Source organism: Ramlibacter sp. G4-7 (assembly GCF_057784995.1).
Genome location: NZ_JBYNTT010000003.1, coordinates 28,034 through 49,481 on the forward strand (window position 1 = coordinate 28,034; position 21,448 = coordinate 49,481).

The window sequence follows — 21,448 nt, forward strand, 5'->3', positions numbered from 1 at the left end:
TGCTGTCTGCGCAGGCCTTGCGCAAGGGAGTCGTTCATGAAGCGGATCTGGACCAAGACCATGGCATGGATCGCTGCAGTGATCGCGGCGGTCCTGCTGGCGCTCGCCAACCCGGTCGGTCTCGGCTTCTTCACGGACGGCCACGCGTACCGGCCGCACGGCGCCATCGCGCCGCGCTGATCGTCACCCCGCCAGGTCCCGTTTCGCTGCTTCCCCGAGCGCCGTCGTCAGCTGGTCGAGGACGGCCGACTCCAGATTCCAGCAGTGCCAGAACAGTTGCACCGGCAGTCGCACGCCGGGCGTGAGGTCCACCAAGGCGCCTTGCGCCACCAGCCCCCGCACCAGCAACTCCGGCACGACGCTGACGCCCCAGCCCGCCAGCACCGCGCGCACCTGGCCTTCGGAGCTCGGGACGAACAACTGCTTGAGCGTCACGCTCTTGAGCCGGAAGGCGCGGGCGACGAATTCCGCCTGCAGGTCGTCCTTGCGGTTGAAGGCCACGAAGGGCACCTCACGGAAGTTGTGCTGCGTGAGGCCCTGCGGCAGCCGCTCCCGCGCATACGCTGGCTGCACCACCGCCACGTAGTGCATCGCGCCCAGCGGCAGCACCTTGCAACCGCGCAAGGCCTGCTTGCCGGTGGTGACGCAGCCCAGGACCTGGCCTTCGCGCAGCCAGTCCTGCGTGAAGTCCTGGTCGTCGGCGATGATCTCCAGCGGCAGCCCCTGCCGCGCCAGCGCATCGAGCGCCGGCAGCGCCCAGGTGGCGATGCTGTCCGCGTTGATCGCCAGCGAGATGCGGTCCTCCTCGCGGGCGCCGCCCGTGGAGCTGGGGGCGAGTTCACGGAGGTCGCGCTCGACATCGGCATGCAGCAACCTCAGCTGCTTGGTGTGCTTGAGCAAGAGCTGCCCGGCCGCGGTCGGACGCAAGGGCCGGGTTCGCACGATGAGCACCGTGCCCACCTGGGCTTCGAGTGCCCGCAACCTCTGCGAGACGGCCGACTGCGTGATGCTGAGCCGCTGGGCCGCGCGCTCGAAACCGCCCTCCTCCACGATGGCGGCAAGCGCTTCCAACGCGGCCGGGTCGAATGTCGTCATATAAGGACTTCTGATCTGGGCTCAGAGACTTTAATGCCGCTTTTGAAAATCGGTGGTCCGCCGCAAACTGGGATGCATGAAGACACTCGTCCTGGGCGCCGGCATCATCGGCATCAGCACCGCCTGGCATCTCGCCGAGCGCGGCCATGAAGTCACGGTGGTGGACCGCCAGCGCGACGCGGCGCTGGAGACCAGCTTCGCCAATGCCGCCCAGATCTCGGTCAGCTACTGCGAGCCGTGGGCGAACAGGCACGCGCCCGCCAAGCTCATCAAGTGGATGTTCCGCAACGACGCACCGTTGCTGTTCCGCCCGCAACTCGACTGGCAGCAGTGGCGCTGGGGCCTGGCCTTCCTGGCCCAGTGCAACGACGCGGCGTTCGAGCGCAACGTGCAGCAGCTGGTCGCCCTGGGCGCGTACAGCCACGCGGCACTGAAGGACGTCGTCGCGGCCACCGGCATCGACTACCACCGTCTCGAGCGCGGCATCGCCCATTTCTACACGGACCAGAAGGCCTTCGACGACGCCGCGGTGGCGGCCGGCCTGATGCAGAAATACGGCGTGGACCGCAAGGTGGTCGGCCGCGACGAGCTGTTCGCGATCGAGCCGGCGTTCCGCAACTTCGACCGCATCGTCGGCGGCACCTACACGGCCAGCGATGAAAGCGGCGATGCGCGCGTGTTCACGCAGCAGCTGGCCCGCAGGTGCGCGCAGCGTGGCGTGCGCTTCCTGTTCGGCCATGACATCGAACGGCTGGAGACGGCCGGCGGCTCCATCGAGGCCGTGCGCGTGCGCAACCGCGCCACCGGCGCCGTGCAGCGCCTGGCCGCCGACGACGTGGTCGCCGCCTGCGGCTCCTATACCGCGCCCTTGCTGCGCCAGGTGGGCGTGGACCTGCCCATCTACCCGGGCAAGGGCTACAGCGCGACCTTCAAGCTGAAGAAGCCAGCCGATGCGCCCTTCGTCAGCAGCATCGACGACGAAGTGAAGGTGGCGATGAGCCGGCTGGGCGACGAGCTGCGCGTGGCGGGCACCATCGAGGTGTCGGGCTACGACGCGACCCTGGCCTCGCAGCTGGCGCAGGACCGCTGCCGCATGCTCGCGCAACGCATCGAGGCGGTGCTGCCCGGCGTGTGCGACACGCGCCTGCCGGAAGAAGGCGGCGACCCGAAGTTCTGGACCGGCCTGCGGCCGGCGACACCGACCAACATCCCGTACATCGGACGGACGAAGGTCGGCGGGCTGTGGGTCAATGCGGGCCACGGGACGCTGGGCTGGACCCATGGCGCCGGCTCCGGCAAGGCGATGGCGGAACTGATCGACGGGCGCATGCCGCGCACGAACTTCAAGTTCCACGGCTTCGAGCAGCCGCGGCGGCGGTTCGAAGAGGCGTTCGCGGGGCGGTAAGGAAACCCGCCGTCCTTCGGGCGCCGGCGGAAACCCGGCATATGAAGAAAAGCCCCGCAGCGCGGGGCTTTTTCGTGGGCGGCCCTGGATACCGGCCTGAGGGGATGGCCGGGCTAGGCCGCGAGCATCTCCCACACCTTCGCAGGCGTGAGCGGCATCTGCAACAGCGGCGCCTTCTCGGGCATCCCGGCCCTTGCGAACGCATCCGCCACCGCGTTCACCACGCTCGGCGCCGCACCGATCGTCCCGAGCTCACCGACCCCTTTCACGCCCAGCGGGTTGTTCTTGCAGGGCACGGTCTCGTTCATCTCGGTGACGAACTCGCACGCGACCACGTCGGCGCGTGGCGCCGCATAGTCCATGAGCGTGCCGGTGACGGGCTGGCCGGTGTCGGGGTCGTAGACCATGTGCTCCATCAGCGCCTGCCCGATGCCTTGCACCGCGCCGCCATCGAGCTGGCCGCGCACGATCATCGGGTTCACCACGCGGCCGATGTCGTTGACGCTGGAATAGCGCACCACCTGCACGGCGCCCGTCTGCGGGTCGATCTCGACTTCGCTGACGTGGCAGCCGTTGGGCCAGCTCGGGCCCGCGACGGCACTGGTGTGCTCGGTGAAGATGTGGCCGCCGGGCTGCTTCGCCGCGACCTCGAACAGGCTGATGCCGACGTCCGTACCCTTCACGGTGAAGCGCCCGCCTGCATAGTCCAGGTCCTGCGCCGACGCCTCCAGGGATTTCGCCGCCAGCTGGCGCGCGGTGTCGAGCGTCTTCTCCGCGCCCAGGTGCAATGCCGAGCCGCCGGTGAAGAGCGAACGCGAGCCCGCGCTGCCGAAGCCGTCGCCGCGGTCGGTGTCGCCCAGCACCACGCGCACCTTCTCGATGGGCACGCCGAAGACGTCGACCACCAGCTGCGCGAGGGTCGTGGCGATGCCCTGCCCCATCTGGTTCACGGCGGAGAACACCTCGATCATGCCGTCGGACTTGACGTCGACGGTGATCCGCTCCTCGAAGGAATTGCCGCTGGTCCACTCCAGGAAGGTGGAGATGCCCAGGCCGCGCAGCTTGCCGTTCGCCTTGCTCTGCGCGTAGCGTTTCTCGAAGCCGCTCCAGTCCGCGAGGTCCAGGCCCTCGTCCATGATCTGCTCGAACGCGCCGACGTCGTAGACCTGGCCCAGCGGGTTGGTGTACGGCATCTGCTGCGGCCGCACGAAGTTGCGCCGGCGCAGCGCGATGCGGTCGATGCCGGTCTGCCGCGCCGCCTCGTCCATCAGGCGCTCCATGATGAAGATGGCCTCGGGCCTGCCGGCGCCGCGGTAGGCCGCGGTCGAGGCCGTGTTGGTCATCACGCAGCGGATGTGGAAGTCGATCAGCGGCACGTCGTAGACGCTGGTCTGCACCCAGGGGCCGACCACCATCGGAATCACCATGCCGGTGGCCGTCGCATACGCGCCGACGTTGGCCAGCGTGCGCAGGCGCAGCGCCAGGATGCGGCCGTCCGCGGCGAGGGCGAGTTCGGCTTGCGCGCGCTGGTCGCGGCCGTGGAAGGAGGAGAGGAATTCCTCGCTGCGGTCGGCGATCCATTTGACCGGCCGCTTGAGCGTCCACGCCGCCCACGCCGTCGCCGCGTCTTCGGGATAGAGGCCGGTCTTCATGCCGAAGCCGCCGCCGACGTCGCCGACGGTGACGCGCACCTTCTCCAGGCCGATGCCGAGCACGTCGGTCGCCAGCGAGTTGCGCACGCCCGAAGGCATCTGGCTGCTCATGCGCAGCGTGAGGCGACCGTCGTCGGCCACCCAGGCCAGCACGGAGCGGGGCTCGATCGACACCGCCGCCACCCGCTGGTTCGCGATGTTCAGCTGCACCACGTGCGCCGCCTGCTCGAAGGCCTGCGCCGTCTTGGCCGCGTCGCCGAGGCGCATTTCCGCCGCGACGTTGTCCGGCGCCTCCTGGACCAGCGCCGGCGCACCGGGCGAGGTCGCCGCTTCCAGGTCCACGACGTGCGGCAGTTCTTCGTATTCCACGAAGACGGCTTCGGCGGCATCGCGCGCCTGCTGCAAGGTCTCGGCCACGACCAGCGCGACCGCCTCGCCCACGTAGCGCACGCGCTCGTGGGCGAGCGCGCGCCGCGGCGCGCTCGCCATCGGCGATCCGTCGCCGCGCCGGAACGCCGGATTGCTGGGGATGTCTTTCACGCCGGCCTGCACGAGCTCGGCGCCCGTGACCACCTTCACCACGCCGGGGATCGCCTCTGCATTTGCCTTGTCGATGCCGACGATGCGAGCGTGCGGGTAGGGAGAGCGCACGAAGACGGCGCGCAACTGCCCGGCCGGTGCCAGGTCATCCGTGTACTGGCCGATGCCTTTCAGCAGGCCCTCGTCCTCGATGCGCTTGACGGAGCGGCCGCTGCCGAATCTTGCCGGGTTGTCCAGGGTGTCGGTGCTCATGGTGGCCGCAAATATCGCCGATTTCGGGCGATCGCGTCAGCCCCTGGCGCGCGGAAAGGATGGGAGCTCGACGTGACGCGGGGCCGCCCCCCCTGAAGATCCTCAGTCCGCGCGGCCGCCGAGGGAGCGCAGCACGCCCAGCCACAGGGCGTTGCGTTCCTGGACCGGGCCCGGATCCTTGCTGGGCTGCTGCCACACCGAGGTCACCACCATCACGATGCCGGTGGCAGGCTGCACATAGAGCCCTTGCCCGTAGACGCCTTGCATGGCGAAGCTGCGTTCGGCCAGCGGCAACAGCCAGAACTGGTAGCCGTAACCCAGCGACGGAGTGGCCCGGCGCGGCTGGAACGCGGCCGGCTGGCGGGCGGCATCGGTGGCATCCAGGAGGTATTCGCGCGGAACCACCTGGCGGTCGCCCACGCGTCCGTCCCGCGCGAGCAACAGGCCCAGGCGGCCCCAGTCGCGCAGGCTCGCGTTGAACCAGGCGGATGCGCCTTCCTGGCCGTCGCGGCCGACCCGCCAGAAGGCTTCGCGTTCGGCGCCGATCGGGGTCCACAGCCACTCCGAGGTGAGCTCCGCCAGCGTGCGCTGCGTGGCCGCCGCCAGCACACGGCCCAGCACCTCCGTCTCGGCGCTCGCGTAGCGGAACACGGCGCCGGGCGGATCGTGCCGGTCCGCGATGGTCTGCAGCACGTCCAGCGTGCCGCGCGCGGAATTCGCGAAGGCGAGGCCCATGCGGTGGACATCGTCCGTGCCGTCGTAGCGCTCGCTGAACGTCAGCCCCGAGGACATGCGCAGCAGGTGGCGGATGCTCGTGGCGCCATAGGGCGTGCCTTCGAGCTCGCGCGCGTACCTGGACGCGGGATCGTCCAGCGACGCGATGAGGCCGCGCTCCAGCGCGATGCCGACCAGCAGCGAGGTCACGCTCTTGGCCATCGAAAAGGACAGGAACCGCGCGTCTTCCGTGCGGCCGTAGCGGTAGTGCTCGGCAACGATCCGGCCGTCCTTCAGCACCAGCAATCCGGTGGCGCGCTGCCGCTCCAGGTAGTCCTGCAGCGTGTACTCGAGATTGCGGTAGCGGTAGCGGATGGCCACCGGTGCGTCTGCGCTGGGCAGGGGCTGCACCTGCGCCGCGGCAGGGACGCGCCGCACGCGCACGCCCGGCACACGGTCCAGCGCCGACCACGAGCCCACGCGGTATCCGGTCTGGAACAAGGTCTCCGCGCTGCCCCGGGGATAGCCCAGGGAATCTCCGAGCAGGTCCGCGTCCGGCTCCGCCCGCGCGCCGACTGCCAGCAGCGCGACACAGAGCAGCAAGGCCGCCCGGCGCATGCTAGTGCAGCAGCCGCTCCGGCAGCGCGAGGAAGTTGAGGACCAGGCCGTCGAAGTCGTCCGGCGACTCCAGGTTCTGCAGGTGGCCAACCCCCTTCATCTCGATGTAGGTGCTGTCGGCGATGCGCCCGGCCATCTTCTTCATCACGGCCGGCGGCGCGTTGCGGTCGTGCTCGCCCGCCACCAGCAGCGTGGGCACGCGGATGTTCGCGAGGTTGCTGCGGCGGTCGAAGGTGACGAGGCATTCCAGCGCGCGCCGGTAGGTCGCGGCCGGAACCTGGCTCATGCAGTGGGTGGCCAGGCGCAGGCCTTCCGGCAAGGAAGCCGGCCCCACCATCCGCGGGATCAGGATCTCGGCGAGTTCGGCCATGGACTTGCCCGCGTCCAGCGGCGCCGTGCGCTGCGCAATGAATTCCCGCTGCCAGTCGCCCTCCGGCTTGCCGAAGGCGGCCGAGGTGCCGCACAGGATCAGCCGGCGCACGAGATCGGGCCGGCGCGCGACCACCTCCTGCGCCACCATGCCGCCCATGCTGTGCCCGAGCAGGATCACCTGCGTGCACTTGAGCGACTCGATCAGTTGGATGCAGCTTTGCGCCAGCCCCTTGAAGGTGTAGGGCTCGATGGGCGCGCTGTGGCCGTAGCCGGGCATGTCCCAGGCGACGGCGCGGTAGCCGGAGCTGGCGAGCGTCTCCACCTGGGGTGCGAAGGCGAGGTGGCCGCCGCCGATGCCGTGCAGCATCAGCACGGTGGGGCCGCCGCCGAGGGTGGTGAAGGCGGGAGTGGATGTCATGCGAGTAGCTTTGCCGCGGCCGGCGTGTGGCGGCCGCGACGGAGGAAGCAGCGGCCCGGCACCGCCCCGAACGCGTCCGGCCACGCGGGTTCGACGGGTTCCTGGAGCATGCGGCGCGCGCCTTTCGGTTGTGGTCCATACTACATGAAAATTCATGCAATGCCGCCGCCGATGAACCCGCGCCAGGCCCAGCCGCCCAGCTTCTCGACCCAGGAATTCCGGGCCGCGCTCGGCATGTTCGCCACGGGCGTCACCATCGTCACCGCGCGCGGCACGGACGGCCAGGTGATCGGCCTGACCGCCAACTCGTTCAACTCGGTGTCGCTGTCGCCGCCCCTGGTGCTGTGGAGCCTCGCCCGCGCCGCTGCCTCGCTCGCGGTCTTCAGCGCGGGCTCGCACTATGCGATCAACGTGCTGGCCGCCGACCAGAAGGAGCTCGCGGAGCGCTTCGCCTCGCGCGGCGCCGACCGCTGGGGCGGCGTCGTGTTCGAAACGGGCGCCGGCGGCGCGCCGTTGCTGCATGGCGCGGCAGCGACCTTCGAATGCTTCAACCGCAGCCGCTACGAGGAAGGCGACCACGTGATCTTCGTCGGCGAGGTGGAGCGCTGCGCGCACCGCACGGGCGCGTCCCCGCTGTTGTTCCACGGCGGGCGCTACTACACGGAGCATCCGCTGTGAGCGCGCGGGGGCGCTTCGTCGACGGGCAACTGGGCTACCTGCTCGGGCGGGCGAACCACGCCTTGTACAAGGACTTCGACGGCCACGTGCGGGCAGCGGGCCTGAGTTCCATCGAATGGCGCGTGCTGGCGACCCTGCAGGACGCGCGGCCGATCACCGTCAGCCAGCTCGCGCACGAGGTGCTGGCCAAGCAGCCCACGGTGACCAAGCTGGTCCAGCGCATGGCCGAACAGGGCTGGGTCGCGCTGCTGGCCGACCCGGCCGACCAGCGCCGCACGCTGGTCGCGGCGACCGGCGCCGGCCGCAAGCTGGTGCGGCCGCTGCTGGAAAAGGCGCGCGCCCACGAAGTGCAACAGCTGCGGGCGCTGGGCTCCTCCGAACAGGCGGCGCTGAAGAAGCTGCTGGCCAAGCTGGCGGCGGGCACGGCCTCGTAGCACCTTCGTCTGCATCCGCGCGCTGTGGCTACCATCGCGCGATGGTCCAACGGAAAGAACACCTCGACGGGCTGGCCGTCGGCCTCCTGATTGCCTGCTGCGCCTTCTGGGGCTTCCAGCAGATCCTGATCAAGACCACCGTGGGCGAGGTGCCGCCGCTGTGGCAGGCCGCCATCCGTTTCGTGGGCGCCACTGCATTGCTGTGCGGCTGGTGCGCCTGGCGCGGCATCAAGCTGTTCGAGCGTGACGGGACCTTGCCCGCGGGCCTGCTGGCCGGCGCCCTGTTCGCAGCCGAGTTCACCTGCATCTACCTCGGGCTGCGCGACACGGCGGCGTCACGCCTGACGGTGTTCCTCTACACCTCGCCCTTCGTGGTGGCGCTGCTGCTGCCGCGCCTCGTGCCTTCCGAAAAGCTGCGGCCGGCGCAATGGGTCGGCCTGGTGATCGCCTTCGCGGCGGTCGCGCTCGCCTTCAGCGAAGGCTTCCTGGGGCACAGCACGCCGCGGCAGCTGCGCGGCGATGCGCTGGCGCTGGCCGCCGGCACGCTGTGGGGCCTGACGACACTGGTGATCCGCAGCTCGAAGATGGCGACGGCCAGCGCGGAGAAAACGCTCTTCTACCAGGTGGCCGTGACCGCCGCCGTCGCGCCGCTGCTCTCGCTGGGCCTGGGCGAGTCGTGGTCCTTGCAGTACTCGGGCTCTGCGTGGCTGTCGATCGCGCTGCAGACGGTGATCGGCGCCTTCGCGAGCTACCTCGCGTGGATGTGGATGCTGCGGCACTACCCGGCCACGCAGCTGTCCTCCTTCACCTTCCTCGCGCCGCTGTTCGCGCTGGTGTTCGGCGTGGTGCTGCTGGGCGAGCACCTCACCTTGCAGCTCCTGGTCGCGCTGACGGCGGTGGCCGTCGGTATCGTGCTGGTGAACCGCAAGAAGACAGCGCCCGCCGCCTGAGGGCTTCAGCTCGCGAAGCGCGGGTCGAGGTCCCAGGCCTGGCGCAGCATCGCGTCCCACAGCAAGGTGTTCTGCGTGCCCTGGCGCGCGGTGCGCTCGTACTGCGCGCAGACGCGCTGCGCCACCTCCGCAGGCGGCTGCACCAGCGGCACGCCGGTCGCCTGCGCCGCGACCTGCACCTCGCAGGCCCGCTGCAGCATGTAGTGCTCGGCGAAGGCGTTGCCGATGCTGGGCCCGCACACCAGCAGGCCGTGGTTGCGCAGGATCATGACGTTGCGGTCGCCCAGGTCCGCGGCCAGGCGCGCGCACTCCTCGCGGTCCAGCGTGATGCCTTCGAAGTCGTGGTACGCGATGCGCCCCGTGTAGAACATGGCGTTGAAGCTCAGGGGCAGCAGGCCATCGCGCTGGCAGGACACCACCTGGCCCGCCGTCGTGTGGGTATGCACCACGCAGTGCGCGTCGGGCCGTGCCGCATGCACCGCGGCATGCACGACGAAGCCGGCCGGATTCACGTCCCAGGCGCTGGGCTCCACCTTGCGGCCGTCCAGGTCGACCTTCACCAGCGCGCTCGCCGTGATCTCCCGGTACAGGAGGCCGAAGGGATTGATCAGGAAATGTTCCGTGCCCGCCACCCGCGCCGTGAGGTGGTTGTAGATCAGCTCGTGCCACCCCAGATGCGCGAAGAGGCGGTAGGCGGCAGCGAGCTCGCAGCGCACCTGCCACTCCGGCGCGCTCACGGCCGCGGGCCGCCGCTGCTGGAACGCGTCCTGCAACGCGCTCATGCGAGGCCCACCTGGTGTGGCTTGGGCATGGCGACGGGGGCGGCCGCCTGCTGCGTCGCAAGTTCCGCCTGCTCCTGCGCGACCAGCGACGCGAAGGTCCGGCGGAAGTGCGACAGCGCGGCGTCCGAGGCGATCGCCTGCAGCTCGAAGCCCGGGTCCTTGTCGATCACCACCTGCTGCGCCTCGATCAGGTGCTTGTCCTCCATGAAGCCCTCGATCAGGCTCTGGTGCAGGGAGCGCGAGATGTTGGTGTCCTCGCCTTCCCAGTCGTTCAGGTAGGTCCAGAAGAAGTGCGTGGTGCGGCGCGTCTCGGGCGTCATGAACTGGCAGTTGCGGTATTCGCGCGTGCCTTCGCGCCTGCCCTTTTCCGAGCCGCTGCCGGCCGGAGAGAACATCGACTCCAGGAAGAAGATGCCGGGCACGTGCATGTGGCCGATGTTGCGGCGGTCCACGTGCGCGTCCTTCTCCTGTGCGGGCAGCACCTTGCGGTGGAACGGCGGCGGTGCCGCGTCCATGTGCCAGCGCTCCACGCGAAAGCCGCGCGGCAGCCGCTCGACCGCGACCGGCTTGGTCTTGTACGCGTAGTCCTCGGAGCCGCCCAGCGTCTTCGTGTGCACGAAGGCCAGGTGCGCGAAGTCCGACAGGTTGTCGACGATCAGCAGCCAGTTGGCCTCGTAGTGCATGTAGTCGGGGATGCCCTTCCACCGCGGATCGCGCAGGTAGGGGAAGTCGATGATCTGCCCGGGGTCGGCCTTGGCCGGGTCGCCCATCCAGATCCACACCAGGTGGTCCTTCTCCACGACCGGATAGCTCCTGACGCCCAGCTTGGCCGGGATCACATCCTGGCCCGGGATCTGGACGCACTTGCCGCTGGGATCGAACTTCAGGCCGTGGTACATGCAGCGGATGCAGTCGCCCTCGCGCCGGCCCAGGTGCAGCGGCACGCCGCGGTGGCAGCAGCGGTCCTGCAAGGCGACGACCTTGCCGGACTCGGACTTGTACAGGAGCACCGACTCCTCGAGCAGGGTGCGGGCCAGCAGGCGGCCGTCGATCAGTTCGTGGTCCCAGGCGGCCACGTACCAGCAGTTCTTCAGGAACATCGGGTTCTCCAGCAGGGGCCCGCCCTGGCGGGCGGATCGACAATGCTAGGAACGGGACGGCCGCGGATCAATGCCCCGCGCTGGCCGCTGTGTTCCGAATCCTGAACAATGAACTGGGACGACTTCGACGCCTTCTGCCTGGTGGTGGACCACGGCGGCTTCACCGCCGCGTCACGCGCGCTCGACCGCCCGAAGTCCAGCCTGAGCGCCTCGGTGGCGCGGCTGGAAACGGAACTCGGCACGCGGCTGCTGGAACGCACCACGCGCCAGCTGCGGCTCACGGAGGCGGGCGAGTCGCTGTACCGCGACATCTCGCGGCCGCTGGCCCAGTTGCGCGAGCGCGCCATGGAGGCGCTGGCGCAGGGTGCGAGCGTGCAAGGGACCCTGCGCGTCGCGGCGCCCTACGAGTTCGGCGCCCACCACCTGGCGTCCGTGGCCTGCCGGCTGATGCAGGACCATCCGCAATTGAAGGTGCACCTGGACGTGGAACATGCGCGCGTCGGACTGTTCGAGCGGCACTACGACCTGGTGTTCTCGACGATGGAGCACACGCTGGCGCCCGCCACCGTGGTGACCCGGCGCGTGTATTCGCTGGAGCGCGGGCTGTTCGCGGCGCCCTCGCTGCTGCAAGGCCGCATGCCCGCGCACCCCGAAGACCTGGAGGGCTTGCCGCTGCTGGCCGGGGCAGAAGACCAGGGCTGGGCTTTCCAGGACGGCGACGGCAGGCGCGCCGACCTGGAGATGCGCAATCCGCGCATGCGCAGCGGCAATGCCGAAGTGCGGCTGAAGGCGGCGATCGCAGGGATCGGCGTCGTGCGCGTCACGTCGACGTTCTGCGCACCGGCGGTGGCGCAAGGCTTGCTCGTGCCCGTGCTGCCGCAGTGGACGCCGGAGCCCCTGAAGATCCATGCGCTGTTGCCAGGCAAGCACGTGCCGGCGAAGGTTCGGGGGTTCCTGGAGCTGCTGGAACGGGAATCCGTGGGGAACTTGTGAGCACGGCCCCTAGGACGACGCCGCGCGCGCCCGAGCGAACGCCACATACCAGTCGAGGCAGCCCGGATTCGCCATCGCGTCCCGGTTCACGACCTTCTCGATCGGCTGGCCGAGCAGCAACTTCTTGATCGGCAGCTCCTGCTTCTTGCCGGAGAGCGTGCGCGGAACCTCCGGGACCTGCAGGATCTCGTCGGGCACGAAGCGCGGGCTGAGCGCGGTGCGGATCGCGCGGGACAGCCTCGCCTTCAACGCGTCATCGAGTGCGAGCCCCGGGCGCAGCACGACGAAGAGCGGCATGTAGCTGTCGCGACCCAGGAACTCCAGGTCCACCACCAGCGAGTCCAGCACCTCGGGCAAGCCCTCTACCGCGCTGTACAGCTCGCTCGTCCCCATGCGCAGGCCGTGCCGGTTGATGGTCGCGTCGCTGCGGCCATAGATGATGCAGCCGCCTTCCGGGGTGATCCGCAGCCAGTCGCCGTGACGCCAGACACCGGGATACATGTCGAAGTAGCTGGAGAGGTAGCGATGGTTGCCGGGATCGTTCCAGAAGTACAAGGGCATGGACGGGATCGGCTTCGTGCACACCAGCTCGCCCACTTCGCCGATCACCGGCTCGCCCTGCTCGTTCCACGCCTCGACGGCGCACCCGAGCAGGCGGCATTGCATCTGCCCGGGCACCTGCGGCAGCTCGCGGTTGCCGCCGATGAAGGCACCGGCGAAGTCGGTGCCGCCGGAGATGTTGCACCACCAGATGTCCGGCACGCCCAAGGCCTGGAACTGGCGCGTGCCCCAGCGTTGCACGTCCTCGGCCAGCGGCGATCCCGTGGTGCCCAGCGCCCGCACGGTCTTGAGTCCAGGGTACTGCGACAGGTCCAGCCCCGCCTTCATGCAGTTGGCGAAGAAAGCGGCACCGGCGCCGAAGAAGGTCACGCCCAGCTCGGACGCGAAGCGCCACAGCACGCTCCAGTCCGGCTTGTCCTTGCTGCCGCCGGGATTGCCGTCGTAGATGCAGCAGGTGGTGCCATTGAGCAGGCCCGCCGTCTGCGCGTTCCACATCACCCAGCCCGTGGAGCTGTACCAGTGGAAGCGTTCGCCCCAGTTGTTCGGGTCATAGCTGCAGCCGATGTCGTTGTGCAGCGTCTTGAGGGCCAGGCCCACGATGACCGAGCCGCCGTGGCCGTGCACGATGGGCTTGGGCAGCCCCGTGGTTCCGCTGGAGTAGACGATCCACAGCGGATGGTCGAAGGGCAGCCACGTGGGCTCGAAGGCATCCACCTCGGGACCTTGCGCCGCGATCGCCTCGGCGAAGTCGGTGAAGACAGGCAGCGGGGGCACGCCCTCGCCGGAGCGGCGATGCACCAGCACATGGGTCACGGTGGGCAGCGCCGCCTTCAGCTGCGCAACGACCTCGCTGCGGTCGAAATCCTTGCCGCCGTAGTGCACGCCGTCGCAGACGACCAGCATCTTCGGCTCGATCTGCCGGAAGCGGTCCAGCACCGCGTTGGTCCCCATGTCGGGCGCGCAGATGCTCCACACGCCGCCGAGGCTCACGACGGCGAGGAAGGCGACCATCGCCTCCGGAATGTTGGGCAGGTAGGCCGCGACGCGATCGCCCGGACGCAGCCCCTGCGCCTTCAGGTGCAGCGCCAGCGACGCGACCTGCCGGCGCAGTTCCGGCCAGGCGATCTCGCGGTGCTCGCCTTGCTCGTTGCGCGCGATGATCGCGGGAAAGCCGGCCGCATGCGCGGGCTGCACGTGGCGGAACACCTGCTGCACGTAGTTGAACTGCGCGCCCTCGAACCAGCGCGCCCCCGGCATCGTCTCCTGGGCCAGCACCTGTCGAAAGGGCGTGGGCGACTGCAGGTCGAAGTAGTCCCAGACGCTCTGCCAGAACGCCGGCAGGTCGCGCACGGACCAGTCCCACAGGGCCTGGTAGTCGGCGAAGGCCAGGCCGCGCTCCTTGCGCAGCCAGTCCTGGTAGCGGCGGATCTGGGGAACGTACGGTGCTGCGCTCATGCGGGTCAGACTAGCATCGGGCAAGCCGCAGCCCAACGGAGGTTTTCCCATGCCACGGAAGTTCGTCGACCTGTCCATCTACCTCGAGAACGACGTGGTGTCGGACCCGCCGGCGTTCGCGCCGAAGATCCAGTACTTCACGCACGAGAACACCTTCCCGCAGATCGAGCCCTTCTTCCCGGGTCTGCAAAAGGGCGACTTGCCGGACGGCGAGGGCTGGGCGGTGGAGTTCGTGCAGCTGTCCACGCACAACGGCACGCACCTGGACGCGCCCTACCACTTCCACTCGACCATGAACCAGAAGCTCGGCGAGAAGGAGCGCTCGATCGCGATCGACGAAGTCCCGCTGGAGTGGTGCTTCCAGCCGGGCGTGAAGCTCGATTTCCGGCACCTGCCGGACGGCTATGTCGTGCAGGCCCAGGACGTGGAGGCGGAACTCCAGCGCATCGAGCACACGCTGCAGCCGCTGGAGATCGTGGTGGTGAACACGCGTGCGGGCTCGCGCTATGGGCAGAGCGACTTCGTGTCGGCCGGCTGCGGCATGGGTTACGAGGCGACGATGTATCTGCTGGAGCGCGGCGTGCGCCTGACCGGAACGGATGCGTGGAGCTGGGACGCGCCCTTCGTGCACACCGCGAAGAAGTACGGCGAGACCCACGATGCGGCGTTGATCTGGGAAGGCCACAAGGCGGGGCGCGACATCGGCTACTGCCACCTGGAGAAGCTGCACAACCTCGAGGCGCTGCCGCCGCACGGGTTCTACATCAGCTGCTTCCCGCACAAGATCCGGGGAGCGTCCGCGGGTTGGACGCGGGCGGTGGCGATCTTTGATGAGGCATTGTTTGCGTGAGTCCTTCAAGGCGCGTCAATCCGCTGCCACGCAGGGTGGCGGCGACCGCGGCCGCCGGCCGGTGAGCGGCAGCGAACCCCACCGGTCACCCCGGATTTCCCCACCGACCACCCGCCCATCTCCCGCGATTTGCCTTTTCGCACAATCGTGCTAATCTTCCTGGCATGGACGCCCGGACCCAGAAAAGCGAACTGACGCGCGCCGCCATCGTCGGCGCGGCGCTCGACCTCGCCGCCGCCGAGGGCCTGGAGTCCATCACCCTGCAGGCCGTGGCCGACCGCATCGGACTGTCCAAGAGCGGCGTGTTCTCCCGCGTCGGCTCGCGCGAAGCGCTGCAGATGGCCGTCATCGAGGAGTTCGGACGGCGCTTTCTCTCCCACGTCTTCGTGCCGGCGATGCAGCAGCCCAAGGGCCTGCCCCGCCTGAACGACATCGTGCGCCGCTGGATCCTGCGCACGCGCGACGTCGAAGGGCAGACCGGCTGCATCTTCACCGCGGGCGCCTTCGAGCTCGACGACCGCGAAGGGCCTTTGCGCGACTTCCTGCTCGGCGAGGTGACGCGCTGGCGCTCCGCCTTGCGCCGCACCGTGCTGCAGGCGATGGAAGCCGGCCACCTGAAAGCCGACACCGACCCCGAGCAGCTGGTGGGGGAGATCTACAGCCTCGCCATGGGGCAGCTGCACGACATCCGCTTCCTGCGCGACCCGCGCGCTTCCGACCGCGCCCAGGCCACCTGGGACCGGCTGGTGAAGACCTACCAGACCTGAACCGCACGAAGAGACCTCCGCCCCTTCCCCTGCCCATGTTTCGCACAACCGTGCGAGAAAGGAAAAGCACCATGCTGGCCCTGCTCACCCTCCTCGCCGCCTACGGCGGCTGGCGCGCCACCCGCGCGATCGTCGAACAGCTGCGGCGCCTGCCGCGCAGCAACAACGACTTCATCTTCTTCTGAAGGATCTCCCATGGACAGCTCCAGCAGCGCCGTGCAGGCCACGGCCGGCTACTACCAGGCCAGCGTCGGCCTGCGCGTGTTCCGCCTCGCGCTCGGCACGTCCCAGAAACTCTGGCCGGCGCTGGCGGTGCGCGCCGCCGTGCGCCTGTTCTGTACGCCTTTGCCGCCGAAATGGCTGCAGCGGCGCACGCCCTGGCCGGCGGAGTGGAAGACCGCGCACTGGCCGTTCGAGGACGCGCAGCTGACGGTGTACTCGCAGCCCGTGCAAGCGCACGGGCCGGTCGCGCTGCTCGTGCACGGCTGGGGCGGAAATGCGCGCCAGCTGCTGCCGCTGGCCGAATCCCTGGCCCAGCATGGCTGGCGTCCGGTGCTGCTGGAGCTGCCGGCGCACGGCCGCAGCGCGGGCAGCACCAGCAGTCTGCCGCAGTTCGCCCGCGCGATCGACTACGCCGTGGGCCGCCTGCAGCAGGAGGGCTACGAGATCGGCCTGCTGGCCGCGCACTCGCTGGGCGCGAACGCCGCGGCCTACGCGACGAGCCGCGGCCTTCCCGTCGGCAAGCTGGTGCTGATTGCGCCGCCGGCCTCGCCGCGCAACTACACGCGCTACTTCGCGCAGGTCTTCGGCCTGAGCGAGGCGACGCGCGCGGCGATGCAAAAGCACATCGAGGCGCGCGAGGGCGTCCTAATGCGGAACTTCGAGCCCCGCGCCGTGGCGCCTCGCATACGCGTGCCCACGCTGGTCGTGCACGATCGCGCCGACAGCATCAATGCCTTCGCGGACGGCCAGGCCTACGCGAGCGCGATCCAGGGCGCGCAACTGCTGCCCACCGACAGCCTGGGCCACCGCAAGCTGCTGAAGGACCCCGGTGTCATTGCGAAGGTGGTCCTGTTCGCGCGTTGAACGCATGCGCGCCCGCCTTGCGCGGCACGGACATTGCACCTAGCATCGCTCCCCATTCAGAGGAGAAGGAGCGACGATGGGAATGTTCGACTGGACGGAGAAGGACGCGAAAGTCCTGCAGCAAGGCGGCGTGATCGCGCCCGACGAGCGCCTGCCCTGGCCGCAGACGGCGGCGATGGGTGTGCAGCACGTGATCGCGATGTTCGGCGCCACGGTGCTGGCGCCCATCCTCATGGGCTTCGACCCCAACATCGCCATCCTCATGAGCGGGATCGGCACGCTGATCTTCTTCGTGGTCACCGGCGGCAAGGTGCCCAGCTACCTGGGTTCGAGCTTCGCCTTCATCGGCGTCGTGATCGCCGCGACGGCGTATGCGGGCAAGGGACTGAACGGCAACATCGGCGTCGCGCTGGGCGGCATCATCGCCTGCGGCATCGTGTACGCGATCATCGGCGCCATCGTGCATGCGGTGGGCACCGGCTGGATCGAGCGCTTCATGCCGCCGGTCGTGACCGGGGCCGTGGTCGCGGTGATCGGCCTGAACCTCGCCGGCATCCCCATCAAGAACATGGCCTCCAGCAACTTCGAGAGCTGGATGCAGGTCGTCACCTTCGTGTGCGTCGGCCTGGTCGCGGTTCTCACGCGGGGCATGGTGCAGCGACTGCTGATCCTGGTGGGCCTGATCCTGGCCAGCGTCATCTACGCCGTCCTCACCAATGGCATGGGCCTGGGCAAGCCGATCGACTTCAGCGGCATCGCCAGCGCCGCCTGGTTCGGCGCCCCCGGTTTCGCCGCGCCGCAGTTCTCCGGACCGGCGATGCTGCTGATCGCGCCGGTGGCGATCATCCTGGTGGCCGAGAACCTGGGCCACATCAAGGCCGTCACGGCCATGACGGGCCGCAACCTGGACCAGTACATGGGCCGCGCCTTCATGGGTGACGGCATCGCGACCATCGTGAGCGGCGCGGCCGGCGGCACCGGCGTGACCACCTATGCCGAGAACATCGGCGTGATGGCCGCCACGAAGATCTATTCGACCGCGGCCTTCCTGTTCGCGGCGGCCTTCGCGGTGATCCTGGGCTTCTCGCCCAAGTTCGGCGCCGTGATCCAGGCCATCCCCCTGCCGGTCATGGGCGGCGTCAGCATCGTGGTGTTCGGCCTGATTGCCATCGCGGGCGCGAAGATCTGGGTGGACAACCGGGTGGACTTCTCGCAGAACAGGAACCTGATCGTCGCCGCCATCACGCTGGTGCTGGGCACGGGCGATTTCACCGTGAAGTTCGGCGGATTCGCCCTGGGCGGCATCGGCACGGCAACCTTCGGCGCCATCCTGCTGTGGGCCTTGCTGAACCGCAGCAGTTCCCCGGGCGTCGCGGTCGCCGACGCGCCCAGCGTCGAGACCCGCAGCCGCTAACATCGACCCATGCCTGCCATCTGGATCCGCCCCATTTCGGTCGAAGCACTCACCACTTCACACAAGGACACCGCGCCCGAGCACCTCGGGCTGGAATTCCTGGAGGTCGGCGAGAACTTCATCCGCGCACGCGTGCCGGTGGACAAGCGCACGAAGCAGCCGTTCGGGTTGCTGCACGGCGGGGTGAGCGTGGTGCTGGCGGAGACGCTCGGCTCCTGCGGCGCGATCTACTGCACGCCGCCGGGCCACCGGGTCGTCGGCCTGGACATCAATGCGAACCACATCCGCGGCGCCACGTCCGGCTGGGTGACCGGCAAGACGACGCCGGTGCACATCGGGCGCAGCACGCAAGTGTGGGCGATCGAGCTGCACGACGACCAGGGTCGGCTGACGTGCGTGTCGCGGATCACGATGGCGGTGCTGGCCGCGCCGTAAAGCGCGAAAGCATGTCGGTGCGGGCTTAGCCCGCAAGCATGGACGCGGGACGGTGGCGTCGTGGATGCCGCGGGTCAGCCCGGCACGACATGCACCTACTCGCTGTCCGCACCCCGCGCCAGCCGCTCGCTCTTCCAGTACACGTCGTCCCCGCCGTTCATGCGGTTGAACACGCGCGCCAGCACGAACATCAGGTCGGACAGGCGGTTCAGGTACTGACGCGGCAGCTCGCGCAGCGTCTGCGCCGCCCCGAGCGCCACCACCGCGCGCTCCGCGCGTCGCGCCACGGTGCGGCACACGTGCGCCTGCGCGGCGGCGCGGTTGCCGGCGGGCAGGATGAATTCCTCCAGCCGCGGCAGCTGCGCGTTGTACTCGGCGAGCGCCTCGTCCAGCGCCAGCACCGCCTCGGCCTTCAGCAGCTCGAAACCGGGAATGGACAGCTCGCCGCCGAGGTTGAAGAGCTGGTGCTGGATCTCCACCAGCAACGCACGCGCTTCGGCCGGCAGCTCTTCGCACAGCAACAGGCCGATGTGCGAGTTCAGTTCATCGATGTCGCCCATGGCGTGCACGCGCAGGTGGTCCTTGGGAACCCGCGTGTTGTCCCCCAGCCCGGTGGTGCCGTCGTCGCCGGTGCGCGTGGCGATCTGGGTCAGCCGCTTGCCCATGTGTTCTCCTTTCCGCCCATTGTCCGCCAGCCGCCTGAACGGTCCTACAGCAATTGGCGTCCGCGGAGGCTCGTCCGTTGCGGACCGCCCGGCCACGATGCGAGAAGGCCACCTGCGCTTCCGGTGGCAAACGATCCGGAGATTGCCATGTCCCCTCTCGCACGCCTCATCGCCACCGGCCTGTGCCTGGCCGCGGCCACGTCCGCGGTCCATGCACAAAGGCAGATTTCGCAGGGCTCGGGCACGACTGCCATCACGGCGCCGCGCCCGACACCGGCCGCGCCCAACCCCGCCGGCTTGCGGCCGGTGTTCCCTGCCGGCATCAGCTCCGGCAGCGGGGCGGCGCAGTCCTCCGACCCGATCGCCGCCAACAGCTCGCCCGTGCCGGCCGGCGGCATTGCGCCCACCAGCCCCGGCCTCATCGGCGGCCGCGACGTCAACGTGCCGACGGAACTGTTCCCGGCCGGCGGTGCCACCTCCACGGCCGTCATGGGTGCCGGACCCGTCGCCGGACCGGGCCAGTACGGCGCCGGCGGTGCGGGCGGCTATTCCGCCGTCGACAGCGCCCGGTCCTTCTACTTCGCCGACGCCAACCACGACGGCGAGCTCACCCGCGCGGAGGCGCGACGGCTGAGCATCGCCACCATGAGCTTCGAGGAGATGGACCGCAACTTCGACAACGTCATCTCGCGCTTCGAGTACGACGACTCCCTGCGGTAAGCCCGGGGCCGGGACGCGGCCGGCTTGACTACACTGGGGCCTCCTCCGGAGTCCCCGCATGAACGCACCTGCCGCCCTCGCCCACCTCGTTCCCGAAGTCCAGCAGCGCGAGGTCCCCGCCGCCTTGCTCGCCGCGCTGAAGGCGCGCTTCGGCGAGCGCTGCTCCACCGCCCTGGCGGTGCGCGAGCAGCATGGCCGCGACGAGTCCTCCTTCCAGGTGCCACCGCCCGCAGCCGTGGTGTTCGCCGAGAGCACGCAAGACGTCGCCGATGCCGTGCGACTGGCCAGCGAGCACGACACGCCGGTGATCCCCTTCGGCGTGGGCTCCTCGCTCGAGGGCCACCTGCTGGCCGTGCAAGGGGGCATCAGCATCGACGTGCAGCGCATGAACAAGGTGCTGGCCGTCAATCCGGAAGACCTGACCGTGACCGTTCAGCCAGGCGTCACGCGCAAGCAGCTCAACGACGAGATCAAGAGCACCGGCCTGTTCTTCCCCATCGACCCGGGTGCGGACGCGTCGCTGGGCGGCATGAGCGCCACCCGCGCCTCGGGCACGAACGCCGTGCGCTACGGCACGATGCGCGAGAACGTGCTGGCGCTGGAAGTCGTCACGGCGAGCGGCGAAGTGATCCGCACCGGCACCCGCGCCAAGAAGTCCTCCGCGGGCTACGACCTGACGCGTCTGTTCGTCGGCAGCGAAGGGACGCTGGGCGTGATCACCGAGGTCACCCTGCGCCTGTACCCCATTCCCGAAGCGATCTCGGCGGCGGTCTGCTCCTTCCCGAGCATCGAGGCGGCAGTGCGCGCCACCATCCAGACCATCCAGCTCGGCGTGCCGATCGCGCGCGTGGAGCTGATCGACGTGAACACCGTGCGCATGGTCAACGCGCACAGCAAGCTGGGGCTGCGCGAGGAGCCGATGCTGCTGATGGAGTTCCACGGTTCGCCCAGCGGCGTGAAGGAGCAGGCCGAGACGGTGCAGGAGATCGCCTCCGAGTTCGGCGGCAAGGCCTTCGAGTGGGCGGCGACCCCGGAAGAGCGCACGCGCCTGTGGACCGCGCGGCACAACGCCTACTTCGCCGCGGTGCAGTCGCGCCCGGGCTGCCGCGCGATCTCCACCGACACCTGCGTGCCGATCTCGCGCCTGGCGGACTGCCTGCTGGACTCGGTGGCGGAGGCCGATGCGAGCGGCATCCCCTATTTCCTCGTCGGCCACGTCGGCGACGGCAACTTCCACTTCGGCTACCTGCTGGACCCGAACGACCCGAAGGAACGCGCGACCGCGGAAGACCTGAACGACAAGCTGGTGCACCGGGCGCTCACGCTGGGGGGCACCTGCACCGGCGAGCACGGCGTGGGCCTGCACAAGATGGGCTTCCTCGTCGACGAGGCCGGCGCGGGCGCCGTGGACATGATGCGCACGATCAAGCGCGCGCTGGATCCGAAGAACATCATGAACCCAGGGAAGATCTTCGCGATGTGACGCCACCAT

At 69.4% G+C, this 21,448-nt stretch carries 21 protein-coding genes; 13 read left to right on the forward strand and 8 right to left on the reverse strand.

The window, feature by feature from the left end; translation table 11 throughout:
- Window positions 1-36 precede the first annotated feature (36 nt).
- Window positions 37-180, forward strand: coding sequence for a hypothetical protein (locus AC3EGR_RS05050; protein ID WP_488545358.1), 144 nt, complete (start codon window positions 37-39; stop codon window positions 178-180).
- A 3-nt stretch (window positions 181-183) separates the two neighbouring features.
- Here AC3EGR_RS05050 and AC3EGR_RS05055 read toward each other — a convergent pair whose 3' ends face one another.
- The gene (locus AC3EGR_RS05055; RefSeq protein ID WP_488545359.1) at window positions 184-1,095 is read right to left on the reverse strand and encodes a LysR family transcriptional regulator ArgP; all 912 of its coding nucleotides are present in this window, start codon (window positions 1,093-1,095) and stop codon (window positions 184-186) included.
- A 76-nt stretch (window positions 1,096-1,171) separates the two neighbouring features.
- Here AC3EGR_RS05055 and AC3EGR_RS05060 point away from each other — a divergent pair, with 76 nt between their 5' ends.
- Window positions 1,172-2,500 carry a D-amino acid dehydrogenase gene (locus tag AC3EGR_RS05060; RefSeq protein ID WP_488545360.1) on the forward strand — a complete coding sequence of 443 codons (1,329 nt, stop codon included), beginning with the start codon at window positions 1,172-1,174 and terminating at the stop codon, window positions 2,498-2,500.
- Between the two features lie 113 nt (window positions 2,501-2,613).
- On the opposite strand, the gene AC3EGR_RS05065 is transcribed toward AC3EGR_RS05060, so the two are convergent.
- The 3 genes from AC3EGR_RS05065 to AC3EGR_RS05075 form a co-directional block, all read right to left on the reverse strand.
- Window positions 2,614-4,944: a xanthine dehydrogenase family protein molybdopterin-binding subunit gene (locus AC3EGR_RS05065; RefSeq protein WP_488545361.1), complete on the reverse strand. Its 2,331-nt coding sequence runs from the start codon at window positions 4,942-4,944 to the stop codon at window positions 2,614-2,616.
- A 102-nt stretch (window positions 4,945-5,046) separates the two neighbouring features.
- Complete coding sequence (locus AC3EGR_RS05070; RefSeq protein WP_488545362.1) at window positions 5,047-6,261, reverse strand: serine hydrolase domain-containing protein; 1,215 nt, start codon at window positions 6,259-6,261, stop codon at window positions 5,047-5,049.
- Between the two features lie 16 nt (window positions 6,262-6,277).
- Window positions 6,278-7,066, reverse strand: a complete 789-nt coding sequence (locus AC3EGR_RS05075; RefSeq protein ID WP_488545363.1) for an alpha/beta fold hydrolase — start codon at window positions 7,064-7,066, stop codon at window positions 6,278-6,280.
- A gap of 144 nt (window positions 7,067-7,210) precedes the next feature.
- On the opposite strand from AC3EGR_RS05075, the gene AC3EGR_RS05080 reads away from it, so the two are divergent.
- From AC3EGR_RS05080 to AC3EGR_RS05090, 3 genes are read left to right on the forward strand one after another with little or no spacing between them, the layout of a single operon-like run.
- Window positions 7,211-7,744 carry a flavin reductase family protein gene (locus AC3EGR_RS05080; protein WP_488545364.1) on the forward strand — a complete coding sequence of 178 codons (534 nt, stop codon included), beginning with the start codon at window positions 7,211-7,213 and terminating at the stop codon, window positions 7,742-7,744.
- Window positions 7,741-8,178: a MarR family winged helix-turn-helix transcriptional regulator gene (locus AC3EGR_RS05085; RefSeq protein WP_488545365.1), complete on the forward strand. Its 438-nt coding sequence runs from the start codon at window positions 7,741-7,743 to the stop codon at window positions 8,176-8,178. Before AC3EGR_RS05080 ends, AC3EGR_RS05085 begins: the two co-directional genes overlap by 4 nt.
- Before the next feature lie 41 nt (window positions 8,179-8,219).
- A complete protein-coding gene (locus tag AC3EGR_RS05090; protein WP_488545366.1) occupies window positions 8,220-9,128 on the forward strand; it encodes a DMT family transporter in 909 nt (302 codons plus the stop codon).
- Window positions 9,129-9,133: 5 nt separating this feature from the next.
- Here the strand turns inward: AC3EGR_RS05090 and AC3EGR_RS05095 are convergent, their stop codons facing one another.
- A complete protein-coding gene (locus AC3EGR_RS05095; protein ID WP_488545367.1) occupies window positions 9,134-9,910 on the reverse strand; it encodes a class II aldolase/adducin family protein in 777 nt (258 codons plus the stop codon).
- Window positions 9,907-11,010 carry an aromatic ring-hydroxylating dioxygenase subunit alpha gene (locus AC3EGR_RS05100; RefSeq protein ID WP_488545368.1) on the reverse strand — a complete coding sequence of 368 codons (1,104 nt, stop codon included), beginning with the start codon at window positions 11,008-11,010 and terminating at the stop codon, window positions 9,907-9,909. The genes AC3EGR_RS05095 and AC3EGR_RS05100 overlap by 4 nt, the downstream gene beginning before the upstream one ends.
- Before the next feature lie 108 nt (window positions 11,011-11,118).
- Here AC3EGR_RS05100 and AC3EGR_RS05105 point away from each other — a divergent pair, with 108 nt between their 5' ends.
- A complete protein-coding gene (locus AC3EGR_RS05105; RefSeq protein ID WP_488545369.1) occupies window positions 11,119-12,003 on the forward strand; it encodes a LysR family transcriptional regulator in 885 nt (294 codons plus the stop codon).
- A 9-nt stretch (window positions 12,004-12,012) separates the two neighbouring features.
- Here AC3EGR_RS05105 and AC3EGR_RS05110 read toward each other — a convergent pair whose 3' ends face one another.
- Window positions 12,013-14,019: an acetoacetate--CoA ligase gene (locus tag AC3EGR_RS05110; RefSeq protein WP_488545370.1), complete on the reverse strand. Its 2,007-nt coding sequence runs from the start codon at window positions 14,017-14,019 to the stop codon at window positions 12,013-12,015.
- Between the two features lie 49 nt (window positions 14,020-14,068).
- On the opposite strand from AC3EGR_RS05110, the gene AC3EGR_RS05115 reads away from it, so the two are divergent.
- The 5 genes from AC3EGR_RS05115 to AC3EGR_RS05135 all read left to right on the forward strand — a co-directional run bounded on the left by AC3EGR_RS05115 (window position 14,069) and on the right by AC3EGR_RS05135 (window position 18,571).
- Entirely contained in the window at window positions 14,069-14,869 is an 801-nt protein-coding gene (locus AC3EGR_RS05115; protein ID WP_488545371.1) for a cyclase family protein, read from the forward strand.
- A 164-nt stretch (window positions 14,870-15,033) separates the two neighbouring features.
- Window positions 15,034-15,636, forward strand: a complete 603-nt coding sequence (locus tag AC3EGR_RS05120) for a TetR/AcrR family transcriptional regulator (protein ID WP_488545372.1) — start codon at window positions 15,034-15,036, stop codon at window positions 15,634-15,636.
- A 195-nt stretch (window positions 15,637-15,831) separates the two neighbouring features.
- Window positions 15,832-16,722 carry an alpha/beta fold hydrolase gene (locus AC3EGR_RS05125; protein ID WP_488545373.1) on the forward strand — a complete coding sequence of 297 codons (891 nt, stop codon included), beginning with the start codon at window positions 15,832-15,834 and terminating at the stop codon, window positions 16,720-16,722.
- 76 nt (window positions 16,723-16,798) lie between these two features.
- The gene (locus AC3EGR_RS05130; RefSeq protein WP_488545374.1) at window positions 16,799-18,136 is read left to right on the forward strand and encodes a solute carrier family 23 protein; all 1,338 of its coding nucleotides are present in this window, start codon (window positions 16,799-16,801) and stop codon (window positions 18,134-18,136) included.
- Between the two features lie 9 nt (window positions 18,137-18,145).
- Window positions 18,146-18,571 carry a hotdog fold thioesterase gene (locus tag AC3EGR_RS05135; RefSeq protein WP_488545375.1) on the forward strand — a complete coding sequence of 142 codons (426 nt, stop codon included), beginning with the start codon at window positions 18,146-18,148 and terminating at the stop codon, window positions 18,569-18,571.
- A gap of 95 nt (window positions 18,572-18,666) precedes the next feature.
- Here the strand turns inward: AC3EGR_RS05135 and AC3EGR_RS05140 are convergent, their stop codons facing one another.
- A complete protein-coding gene (locus AC3EGR_RS05140; protein WP_488545376.1) occupies window positions 18,667-19,236 on the reverse strand; it encodes a cob(I)yrinic acid a,c-diamide adenosyltransferase in 570 nt (189 codons plus the stop codon).
- Between the two features lie 147 nt (window positions 19,237-19,383).
- Here AC3EGR_RS05140 and AC3EGR_RS05145 point away from each other — a divergent pair, with 147 nt between their 5' ends.
- Both AC3EGR_RS05145 and AC3EGR_RS05150 read left to right on the forward strand, forming a co-directional pair.
- On the forward strand, window positions 19,384-19,956 hold the full coding sequence (locus AC3EGR_RS05145; protein WP_488545377.1) for a hypothetical protein: 573 nt from the start codon (window positions 19,384-19,386) through the stop codon (window positions 19,954-19,956).
- A 58-nt stretch (window positions 19,957-20,014) separates the two neighbouring features.
- Entirely contained in the window at window positions 20,015-21,439 is a 1,425-nt protein-coding gene (locus AC3EGR_RS05150) for an FAD-binding oxidoreductase (RefSeq protein WP_488545378.1), read from the forward strand.
- Window positions 21,440-21,448 lie beyond the last annotated feature (9 nt).